Source organism: Pseudomonas sp. Pseusp21 (assembly GCF_059492145.1).
The window spans coordinates 4,317,447-4,330,041 of record NZ_CP168520.1 but is presented as its reverse complement, the minus strand read 5'-3'; the positions used below and the strand labels follow the sequence as shown (position 1 = coordinate 4,330,041).

Annotated in this window: 9 protein-coding genes; 3 read left to right on the top strand and 6 right to left on the bottom strand. The window is 62.3% G+C overall.

Going from position 1 to position 12,595, the window contains the following annotated elements:
• Nucleotides 1–3 precede the first annotated feature (3 nt).
• On the top strand, nt 4–831 hold the full coding sequence (gene nadE, locus ACEN93_RS19680) for an NAD(+) synthase (protein WP_039766691.1): 828 nt from the start codon (nt 4–6) through the stop codon (nt 829–831).
• A 55-nt stretch (nt 832–886) separates the two neighbouring features.
• Here nadE and azu read toward each other — a convergent pair whose 3' ends face one another.
• A complete protein-coding gene (azu, locus tag ACEN93_RS19675; protein ID WP_007950684.1) occupies nt 887–1,333 on the bottom strand; it encodes an azurin in 447 nt (148 codons plus the stop codon).
• A gap of 340 nt (nt 1,334–1,673) precedes the next feature.
• On the opposite strand from azu, the gene ACEN93_RS19670 reads away from it, so the two are divergent.
• Together ACEN93_RS19670 and ACEN93_RS19665 are read left to right on the top strand one after the other, a co-directional pair.
• Nucleotides 1,674–2,261, top strand: a complete 588-nt coding sequence (locus ACEN93_RS19670; RefSeq protein ID WP_039766689.1) for a cytokinin riboside 5'-monophosphate phosphoribohydrolase — start codon at nt 1,674–1,676, stop codon at nt 2,259–2,261.
• Nucleotides 2,262–2,329: 68 nt separating this feature from the next.
• Nucleotides 2,330–2,512, top strand: a complete 183-nt coding sequence (locus ACEN93_RS19665) for a hypothetical protein (protein ID WP_495610406.1) — start codon at nt 2,330–2,332, stop codon at nt 2,510–2,512.
• A 72-nt stretch (nt 2,513–2,584) separates the two neighbouring features.
• Here the strand turns inward: ACEN93_RS19665 and ACEN93_RS19660 are convergent, their stop codons facing one another.
• From ACEN93_RS19660 to ACEN93_RS19640, 5 genes are all read right to left on the bottom strand, one after another.
• Nucleotides 2,585–2,962 carry an NUDIX hydrolase gene (locus tag ACEN93_RS19660; RefSeq protein WP_085667729.1) on the bottom strand — a complete coding sequence of 126 codons (378 nt, stop codon included), beginning with the start codon at nt 2,960–2,962 and terminating at the stop codon, nt 2,585–2,587.
• Nucleotides 2,963–3,028: 66 nt separating this feature from the next.
• Nucleotides 3,029–3,919 (bottom strand): transglutaminase family protein, encoded by an 891-nt coding sequence (locus ACEN93_RS19655; RefSeq protein ID WP_074689641.1) that lies wholly within the window; start codon nt 3,917–3,919, stop codon nt 3,029–3,031.
• Nucleotides 3,919–6,405 carry a circularly permuted type 2 ATP-grasp protein gene (locus ACEN93_RS19650; RefSeq protein WP_495610405.1) on the bottom strand — a complete coding sequence of 829 codons (2,487 nt, stop codon included), beginning with the start codon at nt 6,403–6,405 and terminating at the stop codon, nt 3,919–3,921. Before ACEN93_RS19650 ends, ACEN93_RS19655 begins: the two co-directional genes overlap by 1 nt.
• Before the next feature lie 88 nt (nt 6,406–6,493).
• The gene (locus ACEN93_RS19645) at nt 6,494–9,769 is read right to left on the bottom strand and encodes a transglutaminase family protein (protein WP_495610404.1); all 3,276 of its coding nucleotides are present in this window, start codon (nt 9,767–9,769) and stop codon (nt 6,494–6,496) included.
• 336 nt (nt 9,770–10,105) lie between these two features.
• Complete coding sequence (locus ACEN93_RS19640) at nt 10,106–12,409, bottom strand: YgiQ family radical SAM protein (RefSeq protein WP_007950699.1); 2,304 nt, start codon at nt 12,407–12,409, stop codon at nt 10,106–10,108.
• Nucleotides 12,410–12,595: the final 186 nt, after the last annotated feature.

Below are 12,595 nucleotides of genomic sequence, written 5' to 3'. Positions count from 1 at the left end.
TTCATGCAAGCCGTACAGCGTGAGATTGCTGAACAGCTCAACGTTCAGCCGCCGTTCGCCGATCACCAGGCCCTCGAAGCGGAAGTCGCCCGCCGCATCACCTTCATCCAGGATTGCCTGACCAATTCCGGACTCAAGACCCTGGTGCTGGGCATCAGCGGCGGCGTCGATTCGCTGACTGCCGGCCTTTTGGCCCAGCGCGCCATGCGTGAACTGCGCGAGCGCACCGGCGATGAGGCCTACAAGTTCATCGCAGTGCGCCTGCCGTACGACGTGCAGTTCGATGAACACGACGCCCAGGCCTCGGTAGACTTCATCGCCCCGGACGAGCGCCACACCGTCAACATCGGCCCGGCGGTCAAATCCCTGGCCAGCGAAGTCGCAGCCTTCGAAGGCAAGCACGCGGTGTCGGTGGATTTCGTGCTCGGCAACACCAAGGCGCGGATGCGCATGGTCGCCCAGTACACCATCGCCGGCGCGGCCCATGGCTTGGTGATCGGCACCGACCACGCGGCGGAAGCGGTGATGGGATTCTTCACCAAGTTCGGTGACGGCGCCTGCGACCTGGCCCCGCTCAGCGGTCTGGTGAAAAACCAGGTCCGGGCCATCGCCCGCAGCTTCGGCGCACCGGAATCGCTGGTGGAAAAAGTGCCGACCGCGGATCTGGAGGACCTGTCGCCGGGCAAACCGGACGAGGCGTCCCACGGTGTGACCTACGCCGAAATCGACGCGTTCCTGCACGGCGAGCCGGTGCGTCAGGAAGCGTTCGACATCATCGTCAACACCTACAAAAAGACTCATCACAAGCGGGTCATGCCGTTTGCGCCTTGAATCCAGGGCATAAAAAAAGCGTCCTTCGGGACGCTTTTTTTTGACCTTGTGTTGCTTACTTCAGGGTCACGGTGCCTTTCATCATCGAGATGTGGCCCGGGAACGAGCAGAAGAAGCCGTATTTCTCGTCAGCCTTGAGCTTGGACACGTCGATGGTCAACGAATCGGTTTCCTTGGCGCCGATGATCTTGGTGTGAGCGATCACGCGTTCGTCACCGTCCTTCAGGTAGTTCTTGTCGATGCCGGCGGCCAGGCCGTCGGTGGCGATCGGCTGCATGTCGGCTTCTTTGCTGATCACCAGGTTATGGCCCATGACGTTCTTCGGCAGGCTGCCGGAGTGGGTCAGCTCGACGGTGAAGGTCTTGCAGCTCTTGTCGATTTCGATGGCCTTGGTGTTGAAGGACATCTGGTCGGTGGAATCAACGGTGGTTTTGCACTCGGCAGCCATCAATTGGCTGCTGGCCAGCGCCAGCAGGGATACCGCAACAACTTTGGAAAACATGGTGAATCTCCAAGGCAGGGTTAACAAAACACGAATGGTTGGAAGACTGCCTGAAATCTTCGCAAGTTCCTATGACTTGAGTCAAAAATTGTATACAACTTTCAGGCTATGACACTCATCGAAACAATCTAACAGCCAGACGTATGGCCGGGTCGTATCTTCAGGGCTCAACACTCATCTGGAGCATCCGTCATGTCCTTCAACAGCCTGTTGTGCAGTCTGCTCGCTGCTTACGCCTGTGGCGCCAGCGGCACCTGTGAAACCCCGAAACGCGAAGTCTAGCCCTTGGATCAAGGCGTGCCAGCCATTACCCTGTGACCGATTGACCCAGGAGGAAGGCATGTCTCTCACATCCGTTTGTGTATTTTGCGGTGCCAACGCCGGCACCACCCCGGCGTACACCGAAGCCGCCATTGCCCTCGGCACAGCTATTGCCGAGCGTAAGCTGACGCTGGTCTACGGCGGTGGCGCCGTCGGCCTGATGGGGATTGTCGCCGACGCCGCGCTGGCGGCCGGTGGCGAAGTGATCGGCATCATCCCGCAGAGCCTGATGGACAAGGAAATCGGTCACAAGAGCCTGACGCGTCTGGAAGTGGTCGACGGCATGCACGCGCGCAAGGCGCGGATGGCCGAACTCAGCGATGCGTTCATTGCCCTGCCAGGTGGCCTTGGCACCCTGGAGGAGCTGTTCGAAGTCTGGACCTGGGGCCAGCTCGGCTATCACGGCAAGCCACTGGGCCTGCTCGAGGTGAACGGTTTCTACAGCAAACTCACTGCATTTCTCGATCACATCGTCGGCGAAGGCTTCGTTCGCGCGCCGCACCGTGACATGCTGCAAGTGAGTGAATCGCCGCAAACGCTGCTCGAAGCCCTCGACAACTGGAAGCCCACCGTCACCCCAAAATGGGTCGACCAGAAACCCGGTTAACCGCCGGGCACCGATACAGGGCAGAATACGCGCCGCTCAACCTCACCTTCGACCCCAGAGGATCGCCCATGGCCAAACCCAATTACTCCTTCGCCAAACGTCAACGTGACCTGGCCAAGGAACAGAAGAAAGAGGAAAAGCTTCAGCGCAAGAAACAGATGGCTGAAGAGGCGGCACTGAACCCTGAGGGTGAAGTGGCGACTGAAGATGATGATGTTGAGACACCGAAAGACCAGGCGCCCGACGCCTGAGCCACATCGGGCTTGATGATCGAATCAGGCTCCATTGATCCGTGACGGGGCTGGCGGCTTCATTGCCGGCCCTTACAGACCCAGCGCTTTGGCAATCGACTCACGATAGCCCCCAGGCAGGTTAACCGGCAGTTGTGCCGGGTCGAACAGGCCAATCTTCTTGTGCTCGTGACTGATGGTCGGCTTGAACTCGCCCAGCAGCTGGCAGCGATAGGTCGAGATAAAGACATGCTTGCCCGGGATGACTTCAAACAGGTAGGAGTCCACCGGCGTCCTCACTGCCACGTTCACGTCCAGCTCTTCTGCAATTTCCCGAGCCAGACATTCCTGCGCCGTTTCACCCAACTCAATCCGTCCCCCGGGTAATTCCCATTCGTCACGCTCGTTGAGCATCAGCACAACCTTACCTTCCGGGTTTTGCAGAACACCTTTGATTGAAACCGGAAACATTGGAAATCCCTCATCAGCCGTTACAACACAGAACCATTAAGGAGCGGGCCACATTTCTGAACTCCGTTATTCCAGTGGCATCACCGTGACCCGCACCTCCGGATCATGGCTCCCTCCCCCCAGAATCACCCCGCGCAACGGCGAGACATCGGAAAAATCCCGGCCCCAGGCCAGGGTGATGTGCTCCAGTGCCGGCTGCACATTGTTTGTCGGATCAAAATCCACCCAGCCCAGCACCGGGCAAAACACCGAGACCCAGGCATGGGATGCATCGGCGCCGATCAACCGTGGCTGCCCCGGTGGCGGCTGGGTCAGCAGGTAGCCGCTGACGTAACGCGCCGCCAGACCGCGTGATCGCACACAGGCGAGCATCAGGTGCGCGAAGTCCTGACAGACCCCGCGCCGCCGCTCCAGCACCTCCACCAGCGGCGTCGCGACTTGGGTCGCTTCGGCATCAAAGGTGAATTCGCTGAAGATCTTCTGCATCAAGGCCTGCACACCCAGCATCAACGGTCTGCCGGCCGGGAAACAGCTCTCCGAGAACTCGACGAAGCTGCGTTTGAGATGCACGTAGGGCGACTGAAATCGGTAGCGACAGGCTTCCAGCAACGAGGCGGACAGCGGCTGGCTGCTGTAGGTCAGCGCGTTGCGGGTCAATTCCCAGGCCGGCGACTGCTGGAAATCCACCACGGGCCGCGCCAGCACTTCGACCGTCAGCCGTGCGTTGACCTGCAATTCATCGTGGGGCCGTTCGAAGGCCAGGCGGGTCAGCGGATTGCCGAAGACATCCTGCTCGTCACGGCGAGTGGTCGGCTCCGGACTGATCAGCAATTGTTGTTCGGTGCAGCGCTGCCAGTCGCATTCGCGCGGCCACAGATGCGCCAGTTGCTGGGCCAGGGACACCGGGCTGTCGTAGCGATAGCAGGTGTCGTGAAAGATCTGGTAATGGGCGCTCATCAGACGGACACCGTACGCTGGCTGACATCATCGACATGGGCGAAATGGCGCAGGGCCAGACGGTCCGACACCTGACTGCTGGCGTCGGCGATCTCCTGCAGCAGATCCGCCAGACCATCGAGGGCCGCGCGCACGCTGGATTCGCCGAACAGCGGATTCTCCAGACAGCTCAGGTCGAAACGCGCCAGACGCTCGACCAGCGGCGGCAATCCTGCCTCCCTCGGCGCACCGAAGTCATCATTCAGCCGCTTGAGGGTGCGGGTCACCAGCTTCAACTGGAACAGCACCGCATGGGGGTTCTGCTCGTCCAGCAGTAACAGGTCGAGCACCGGAATCAACTGCGCCACCGCCAGATAACGCGAGCGATAGGTGATGCTGCTGTTGCCCAATTCCAGCAACCACTCAAGCCCGGCCTGATCGAACGCCCCGGCGCCACGCAAGAAACCCGCGAGGCTGCTGCTGAGAAATTGCAGGCGCTCGATCCGCCGGCCGATCATCAGGAAGCGCCACCCTTCGTCACGGGTCATGTCGTCGAGGGCAAACCCGGACAGCGCCGCGAGCGACATCACCAGCCGGTTGAGAAAATCCAGCAACTCGCCGAAGTCCGGTTCGTCGGTGTCCAGTTCCGCAGCCTCACGTTGCAGCTCCACCAGCGCCTGCCAGTTTTCCCGGGACAACTTGCCGCGCACTTGCGAAGCCGCCCACTGCAAGCGCTGCAGGTTGGAGCGCAGGCTGAACGACCAGTCCTCGCCGAGCAGCGCCGCAAGCAAGCGTTCCGGCAGTTCGCCTTCATCCGGCAGCAGCATCAGCCGCTCGCCCAGATCCACCGCAGCCTGCAGGGCTTGCGGGTCATCGCCGTCGACGTAGCGCGCGAGCATGATCCGCAGCAGCCGCGCGCTGTCGTCGCAGCGCTCGCAGTAACGGCCGAACCAGAACAGGTTTTCAACCACCCGCGACGGCAGATACGGATCGCGTCGCACCAGATCAGGTACGCCGATATTGCGCTGGGCTTTCCACTGCTCACCGCTCGGCGGCCGATCCCCCAGCACCCAGGTGTCCTTGCTCGCACCACCGCGCTGCATCGACACCACTTCGGCATCGGCTTCGGCCGCGACCCGGGTCAGGCCACCGGGCAGCACCCGATAACCATCGTGACTGGCCACCGCGTACATGCGCATGCCGATTGCCCGGGGCTGCAGTTGCCCGTCCTCGGGCTGCCAGATCGGCGCCTGGGACAACTGGGCGAGTTCTTGCGCAACATACGCATAAGGGCGTGCCTGCATGCGCGCAGCGAGACTTTCACGCTGTTTTTCGCTCAGATCCCGGCCAAAAACCGGAGCGAAGCTTTGCGACGGGAACGCCGGTTTGATCAACAGCTCCGGCAGTTTCTCCAGGGCCTGGGCCAACACTGGCGCTTCGCCGCACCACCACGTGGCAATGGACGGCAGAATCAGCTCTTCGCCGAACAGGTACTGATTGATCTTCGGCAGAAAACCCAGCAGCCCCGGCGACTCCAGCACGCCGCTGCCCAGCGCGTTGGCCACCAGCACCCGGCCCTGACGCACCGCGTCCAGCAATCCGGGAACGCCCAGCGCGGAATCGGTGCGCAACTCCAGCGGATCGCAGAAGTCATCGTCGAGCCGACGCAGGATCGCGTGCACCCGGCGCAGGCCGCTGAGGGTTTTCAGGTAGACCGTGGCATCACGCACCGTCAGGTCACCGCCCTCCACCAGCGGATAACCGAGCTGGCGGGCCAGATAAAGATGTTCGAAATAGCTTTCGTTGAAGCGCCCCGGGGTCAGCAACACCACCAGCGGCGCGTCATCGTCGCAGGGTGCCTGACGGGCCAGGGTTTCCTGCAAGGTGCGGAAGAAGCCGGCCAGGTGCTGCACTTTCAGATCCCGATACAACTCGGGGAAGGCGCGGGACACGATGGTGCGGTTTTCCAGCGCGTAACCGGCACCCGATGGCGCCTGGGTACGATCCGCCGTCACCCACCAGCGCCCGTCCGGCGTGCGCGCCAGATCCACGGCATACAGATGCAGAAAGGCACCGTCCGGCGGCGCAATGCCCTGACAGGGCCAGAGAAAGTTGTTGTGGCCGAACACCAGCTCCGCCGGCAGTAAGCCTTCGCGGATCAACCGCTGCGGGCCGTACAGATCTGCCAGCACCGCATTGAGCAGCCGCGCGCGCTGGGCGATTCCGGCGGACAGCTGTTGCCACTCATCGGCGGCGATCACGTGGGGCAGCAGATCCAGTTCCCACGGACGGTCCGCCCCCTTTGGGTCGGCATAGACGTTGTAGGTAACGCCGTTTTCCTGAATCTGCCGGGTCAGCAACGCCTGACGCTGCACCAGTTGCGCCGGGGTGCTGCGCTGCAATTGGTCGACGAGCCGCCGCCAGTGCGGGCGCACCGCTCCGCTGTCGTCGAGCAGTTCGTGATAGGTGCCCGCCGTCAGCGGGTAGCGGTCAAGCAGGTCAGGCATGGAAAGCTCGGCAGCCGGCAAGGAACGGTCAGACTAACGCAGGCACATGACGCCCGGATATACGAAAAATCCGGGGGTCGTGTACGAATCAAAAACGTCGTAAATCGAGAGTCATCGGTAGCTCGTCGGAGATTGTCAGGTTCGGTATCGGAAGTTTCCCCGGCGTGTGTCCGATGCGGAAGAACCGCGCCATGCGCCGGCTCTCCGCTTCGTTGGCATTGACCGGCAGCGTCTCGTAATTGCGCCCGCCCGGATGCGCGACGTGGTACTGGCAACCGCCCAGCGAGCGCTGCATCCAGGTATCGAGCAAGTCGAACACCAGCGGCGCATGCACCGGGATCGTCGGTTGCAGGCAATTGGCCGGTTGCCACGCGCGGAAACGCACACCCGCGACAAACTCGCCAACCCGTCCGGTCGGTTGCAGCGGCACCGGGATGCCGTTGCAGGTCAGCAAATAACGTTGCGGTGGCAGTCCCGTGAGTTTGACCTGCAAGCGCTCCAGCGATGAGTCAACGTAGCGCACCGTGCCGCCCGCCGCGCCCTCCTCGCCCAGCACGTGCCAGGGTTCAAGGGCCTGGCGCAATTCCAGCTCGATACCGTTGACGGCGTAATCGCCGACCTTGGGAAAACGGAACTCAAGGTGCGCCGCGAACCATTCAGCGCGCAGGGGGTAACCGGCATTGTTGAGTTCGACGATGACGTCGGCGAAGTCCTGCTCGATGAAGTGCGGCAGCATGAAGCGGTCGTGCAGCTCCGTACCCCAGCGCGCCAGTTTCGGCGGCGCATAGGGCTCGCGCCAGAACCGCGCCACCAGCGCTCGCAACAACAGCTGCTGCGCCAGGCTCATGCGCGCATGGGGTGGCATCTCGAAACCACGCAACTCCAGCAACCCGAGGCGCCCGGTGGCGCCGTCCGGTGAATACAGCTTGTCGATGCAGAACTCGGCGCGGTGGGTGTTGCCGGTGACGTCGATCAGCAGATTGCGCAACAGGCGATCGACCAGCCACGGCGGGCATTCCTCTCCCGGCGCCGGCATTTGTGCGAAAGCGATTTCCAGTTCATACAGCGCGTCGTTGCGCGCTTCGTCGACCCGCGGCGCCTGAGAGGTCGGGCCGATGAACAGACCGGAAAACAGGTACGACAATGAAGGATGGTTGTGCCAGTAACTGATCAGGCTACGCAGCAGGTCCGGACGGCGCAGAAACGGTGAATCGCCCGGCGTCGCGCCGCCGAGCACGAAATGGTTACCGCCGCCGGTGCCGGTGTGCCGCCCGTCGACCATGAATTTCTCGGTGGACAGTCGGGTCTGGCGCGCTTCTTCGTACAGAAACTCGGTGCGTTCGACCAACTCGTCCCACGTCGCCGACGGCTGCACGTTGACCTCAATCACGCCGGGATCCGGGGTGATGCGGAAATTGCTCAGGCGCGGATCGCTCGGCGGCTCGTAGCCTTCGAGCAACACCGGACAATGCAGCTCTTCGGCGGTGGCTTCGATGGCCGCGACCAGTTCCAGATAATCCTCGACCCGCTCCAGCGGCGGCATGAACAGGTACAACCGGCCTTCCCGGGCCTCGGCGCACAAGGCGGTGCGGGTCAGCCAGTCGGCGGACTCATCGATCTTCGGTACACGCTCGTCTGCCGGAGCCGGCTCACGGTGGTCGTTGAGCTGCGAGGTTTCGGGCAGCTCGGGGAAATCCTGGTTCGGGTCGTTCGGATGAATGAACGGATACTCCGCTGCCTTCACCCAGGGCTGCGAGCCCAGCGGCAGGCGATAGCCCAGCGGTGAATCCCCCGGCACCAGCCGGCAATGTTCATCGCGCAGATACCAGCGCCCGCTCTGCCATTGATCGCCCTTGGCGGTGCGCGCCAGCGGCAACACCTGGCCGATAACCTTGTCCAGCCCCTGACTGAACACCTTGCGCAGCCGCGCACGTTCCAGCGGCTCCTCCAGACGCGAGTCTTCGGCGCTGACGTTGCTCGGCAAGGCGCCCTCGCGCCAGAGGTAATAGAAGTTGTCTTCGTAGGCCGGGAACACGAAGCGTGTCGGCAGTTTCAGGCGCTCGGCGACACTCGCCAGAAAGCGCCCGGCCAGCTCACCCGTAGCGCCGTAATCCTGCTGCTCATCGGCGATCAGTGCGTTGTTGTGCCAGATCGGCACACCGTCCCGGCGCCAGTAGCAATTCAGTGACCAGCGCGGCAGTTGCTCACCCGGATACCATTTGCCCTGACCGAAATGCACCAGCCCTTTGGGCGCGTAATGTTTGCGCATGCGCTGGAACAGTTCGGCGGAGAGCCGGCGCTTGTCCGGACCCAGCGCGGCGGTGTTCCACTCGGCGCCGTCGGGGTCGTCGATGGACACGAAGGTGGGTTCGCCGCCCATGGTCAGGCGCACATCGCCTTCCAGCAGGTCGGCATCGATCTGCCGGCCCAGCGCCTGGATCGCCAGCCATTGCTCATCGGTGTAGGGCTTGGTGACCCGCGGTGCTTCCCAGATCCGCTCCACGGACATTTCGTGGCTGAACTCGCACTCGCAAGGCTCCACCAAGCCACTGATCGGCGCGGCCGAGGACGGATCAGGACTGCAGGCCAGCGGGATATGCCCTTCACCGGCGAACAACCCCGACGTCGCATCGAGACCGATCCAGCCGGCGCCGGGCAGATACACCTCGCACCACGCGTGCAGGTCGGTGAAGTCCACTTCGGTGCCGGACGGGCCGTCGAGGCTTTTCACGTCGGCGGTCAGTTGAATCAGGTAACCGGAGACAAAACGCGCCGCCAGCCCGAGGTTGCGCAGCAGTTGCACCAGCAGCCACGCCGAATCCCGACAGGAGCCGGAGGCGTGTTCGAGGGTGTGTTCCGGGGTCTGCACACCCGGCTCCATGCGGATCAGGTAATTGATGTCTTCGCTCAGACGCTGGTTGAGCGCCACCAGAAAATCCACGGCCGGCAATGGTGTGCGGTCGATGGCGTCCAGATAGGCCTGGAATTTCGGCGTCAGCGGCAGGGTTTCGAGGTACGGCGCCAGTTCTTTTCGCTCATCGGCGGCGTAGGCGAAGGGGATTTTCTCGGCGTAGGGCTCGAGGAAAAAGTCGAACGGGTTGAACACCGCCATCTCGGCCAGCAGATCGACCTCGATCCGCAGTTCGGCGGTTTTCTCGGGGAACACCAGCCGTGCGAGGTAGTTGCCCTGAGGGTCCTGCTGCCAGTTGATGAAGTGCTGCTCGGGCGAGACTTTCAGTGAATAAGACAGAATCCGCGTGCGGCTGTGGGCAGCCGGGCGCAGACGCACGATCTGCGGGCCGAGTTCGACAGCGCGGTCGTAGCGGTAATGCGTGACGTGATGCAATGCGACATGAATCGACACGGCGTGCCTCCTGCGAGCCCAAGCGTATTCGAAAGCGCGCAAGACTTATGCCATGCAGAGGCTTGGGCGCTTTCCCGGAATGCTTAGGGCAGTACAGCACCAAAATCGGGCGATGCGGTGAAATGGTTTGGCACAGTTGCACGCAAATGTTGCAAAGAGCCCCTTCCCCTGACCCTCTCCCGTGATCGTTCCCACGCTCCTGCGTGGGAATGCAGCCCGTGACGCTCTGCGTCACTGGACGCGGAGCGTCCCTAGAGGCATTCCCACGCATAGCGTGGGAACGATCAGCAAAACGCCAACCCGAAGGTTGGCGTTCTGTTTTGGCTCAAGTGCGTTTCAGCGCGGTACGACCGGCTTGCGTGCCGGTTTCGGACCTTTGCCTTTCGCGGCTTCCTTGCGTTCCTTGGCGGCCTGCTGGTTGCGGGCGAATGCCGCGGCCTTGGCCTGCTCACGCTTGTCCCAAGGATTGCCGCCATCGCTGGCGCGTGGAGGAAGACCGGTGTGCTGGGTGAGGATCTTGGTGGTCTTCTCTTTCGCGACCTTGTGGCTGCCGGCCGGTGTCGAGTTCTTGCGACGGGCACTCTGGTAGCTGTCGGTGGCCGGCTGGTGCAGCGGGATCAACTGGTTCTTGCCCGGCCCGATCAGGTCGGCGCGACCCATGCGGGTCAGCGCTTCACGCAGCATCGGCCAGCCCTTCGGGTCGTGATAACGCAGGAACGCCTTGTGCAGACGACGCTGCTCTTCGCTCTTGACGATGGTCACGCCGTCGCTCTTGTAGGTGACCTTGCGCAGCGGGTTCTTGCCCGAGTGGTACATCGCGGTGGCGGTGGCCATCGGCGACGGATAGAACGCCTGCACCTGATCGGCGCGGAAGCCGTTGCCCTTGAGCCACAGGGCCAGGTTCATCATGTCTTCGTCGGTGGTGCCAGGGTGCGCGGCGATGAAGTACGGGATCAGGTACTGCTCTTTCCCCGCCTCCTTGGTGTACTTCTCGAACATGCGCTTGAAGCGATCGTAGGTGCCGATCCCCGGTTTCATCATCTGGTTGAGCGGACCTTCCTCGGTGTGTTCCGGGGCGATCTTCAGGTAACCGCCGACGTGGTGGGTCACCAGCTCCTTAACGTACTCCGGCGACTCGACCGCAAGGTCGTAACGCAGGCCGGAGGCGATCAGGATCTTCTTCACACCCGGTAACGCACGGGCGCTGCGGTACAGCTGAATCAGCGACGAGTGGTCGGTGTTCAGGTTCGGGCAGATACCCGGGAACACGCAGGACGGCTTGCGGCACGCGGATTCGATTTCCGGGCTCTTGCAGGCGATGCGGTACATGTTTGCGGTCGGGCCACCGAGGTCGGAGATGACGCCGGTGAAGCCCGGCACCTTGTCGCGGATCTCTTCGATTTCGCGAATGATCGACTCTTCGGAGCGGTTCTGGATGATCCGGCCTTCGTGCTCGGTGATCGAGCAGAAGGTGCAGCCACCGAAGCAGCCACGCATGATGTTCACCGAGAAACGGATCATGTCGTAGGCAGGGATTTTTTCCTTGCCGTACGCAGGGTGCGGAACACGTGCGTAAGGCATGCCGAACACGTAGTCCATTTCTTCAGTGGTCATCGGAATCGGCGGCGGGTTGAACCAGACGTCGATCTCGCCATGCTTCTGCACCAGCGCACGGGCGTTGCCCGGGTTGGTTTCCAGGTGCAGCACGCGGTTGGCGTGGGCGTACAGAACCGGGTCGTTACGCACCTTTTCCATCGACGGCAGGCGGATCACGGTCTTGTCGCGGGTCATTTTCGGGCTGGCCAGGATCTGTACGACCTTGGCTTCTTCCGGGTCTTCAACCGGCCCCTTCTCCTGCTCGATCGCGCAAGCCTGAGTGTCCTGAGTGTTGACGTACGGGTTGATGATCTTGTCGATCTTGCCCGGACGGTCGATGCGCGTGGAGTCGACTTCGTACCAGCCCGCCGGCGTGTCACGACGGATGAACGCGGTGCCGCGCACATCGGTGATGTCTTCGATCTTGTGCCCGTAGGACAGACGCTGGGCGACTTCGACAATCGCTCGCTCGGCGTTGCCGTACAGCAGGATGTCGGCGCTGGCGTCGATCAGGATCGAGTTGCGCACGCGATCCTGCCAGTAGTCGTAGTGGGCGATGCGGCGCAGGGAGGCTTCGATGCCGCCGAGCACGATCGGCACGTGCTTGTAGGCTTCCTTGCAGCGCTGGCTGTAGACCAGGCTCGCGCGGTCGGGACGCTTGCCGGCCATGCCGCCCGGGGTGTAGGCGTCGTCGGAACGGATTTTCTTGTCGGCGGTGTAGCGGTTGATCATCGAATCCATGTTGCCGGCCGCGACGCCAAAGAACAGGTTCGGCTCGCCGAGCTTCATGAAGTCGTCTTTGGACTGCCAGTTCGGCTGCGCAATGATCCCGACGCGGAAGCCTTGGGACTCCAGCAGCCGGCCGATGATCGCCATGCCGAACGACGGGTGATCGACGTAGGCATCCCCCGTAACAATGATGATGTCGCAGGAATCCCAGCCAAGCTGATCCATCTCCTCCCTGCTCATCGGCAGGAATGGCGCCGGCCCGAAACATTCGGCCCAGTATTTTGGATAGTCAAATAACGGCTTGGCTGCTTGCATGTCGACGACCGGTGTTGAGATGAAAAATCGCGGGCGCGGAATATAGCACAAATTTTGACCAATTCCGACGACCGTGGTCGGTTTCTCCAATTGCCGTTTCCCGCTCCCGGTCCGCTCCCGATTTGTCGCACCTTTCGGGTTCGCAGCAAAACAAGGCAATGACGCCGACAACTGAATCAGTATTCA

What these genes read in the sequence shown, in the direction of transcription:
- nadE (WP_039766691.1), top strand. Translation starts at nt 4, where the DNA reads ATGCAAGCCGTACAGCGTGAGATTGCTGAACAGCTCAACGTTCAGCCG.
- azu (WP_007950684.1), bottom strand. Translation starts at nt 1,333, where the DNA reads ATGTTTTCCAAAGTTGTTGCGGTATCCCTGCTGGCGCTGGCCAGCAGC.
- ACEN93_RS19670 (WP_039766689.1), top strand. Translation starts at nt 1,674, where the DNA reads ATGTCTCTCACATCCGTTTGTGTATTTTGCGGTGCCAACGCCGGCACC.
- ACEN93_RS19665 (WP_495610406.1), top strand. Translation starts at nt 2,330, where the DNA reads ATGGCCAAACCCAATTACTCCTTCGCCAAACGTCAACGTGACCTGGCC.
- ACEN93_RS19660 (WP_085667729.1), bottom strand. Translation starts at nt 2,962, where the DNA reads ATGTTTCCGGTTTCAATCAAAGGTGTTCTGCAAAACCCGGAAGGTAAG.
- ACEN93_RS19655 (WP_074689641.1), bottom strand. Translation starts at nt 3,919, where the DNA reads ATGAGCGCCCATTACCAGATCTTTCACGACACCTGCTATCGCTACGAC.
- ACEN93_RS19650 (WP_495610405.1), bottom strand. Translation starts at nt 6,405, where the DNA reads ATGCCTGACCTGCTTGACCGCTACCCGCTGACGGCGGGCACCTATCAC.
- ACEN93_RS19640 (WP_007950699.1), bottom strand. Translation starts at nt 12,409, where the DNA reads ATGCAAGCAGCCAAGCCGTTATTTGACTATCCAAAATACTGGGCCGAA.